General features: G+C 58.7%; 2 protein-coding genes. Both read left to right on the forward strand.

Annotated elements, in window-relative coordinates; genetic code table 11:
* Nucleotides 1–844 (forward strand): hypothetical protein (locus N2315_09450; protein ID MCX7829395.1); only part of this gene is annotated, 844 nt, incomplete at its 5' end.
* A 12-nt stretch (nucleotides 845–856) separates the two neighbouring features.
* Nucleotides 857–1,193 (forward strand): hypothetical protein (locus N2315_09455; GenBank protein MCX7829396.1); only part of this gene is annotated, 337 nt, incomplete at its 3' end.

Raw genomic sequence — 1,193 nt, forward strand, 5'->3', positions numbered from 1 at the left:
GCTCTGGACAGACCAGGGAATAATCGAGGCAGGCCATATATCGGGAGTAACGATAAAGGGGAGCACCATCATAGGCAGCACCTTCCGCACCTCGCCGACCGGCGACAGATTGGTAATGGACAGCGAAGGCCTTACCGGCTACCCAGGCGGAAGCACCATAGGGTTTAAGCTCCTTTTCGATCAGCTACAGTTCTGGAAGGATGGCCAACTCCGGGGGGTACTGCGGGCCAACAGCGACATCGTAGGCTATTTCCTAGAATTGCGGGCCTCGCAGTATATGAGGCTTATGGCCTCCGGCGAGACGTTTCTGGACAGTAACGGTCTGTACGTGCAAATCTACACCGTGCCCTACAGCGGCGGGCCGAAGCAGATTTTCGAGTTCACCCCCGAGGGCGATCTGGTGGTGCCCAAAAACCTTTCCACTGAGCCCGGCAGCGGCGGCGGGGTGAAAACCGAGTTTGTGTATTTTCGGCCCCTCTCCTCTACGCCGGCCGGCGCCGAAGGGAGGGTCTTCTACAAGCCGGACGATTACCATCTGAGGCTGTTTACCCCTTACGGCTGGAGGACGATAGCCCTTACCAGCGATATTCCCACGAATTACCTTACCTCCGCGAAATTCGAGCGCCGCTCGGGCACGGTGTCGGCGGATTCGCCTACCGTTACCCTGAACTTCTCGGGCACCATTAACAAGGTTCTCGGGGTCTGGTCGGGCCACCAGAAAATAAACGCCGCCCAGACCGGTGGGGGAGAAGGGTACAGCTATATTACAATAACTGCGGCTCATATTGACGCGGCCGGAGGCTGGTCGGGAATAGCGGTCTACGCGGCCGTCCTCCTGGCCTAGGGGGTGCGGAACATGGCGGTGGAAATGGTCTACCGGGTAAAGACCCTCGGCCGGGGCAAATGCACCGGCCAAAAATTTTCCGGGGTAAAGATTGGGCACGGGCTTTCCTGGCGGCTGGAGATGCCGGATTTCGAAACCATCCGCATTGCTAATTACGAATGGAGCTACATTACCGCCTATCTCGGGCTTGATTTCGTATGGTACTCCGGCGGGCAGCCCCAGCTCAACGCCGTGGAAGCCGGGGTGAGCATGAGGGGTACGGAATTCCACCACCCGAATAGGCGGGGCTGGTACCCCTTTTTCAATTACGGGCCCCGGAAGCAGTACCCGCCCTTCAACGACCCCGACC

This window comes from Thermanaerothrix sp. (assembly GCA_026417795.1).
Classification (GTDB): Bacteria; Synergistota; Synergistia; order Synergistales; family Synergistaceae; genus Thermanaerovibrio.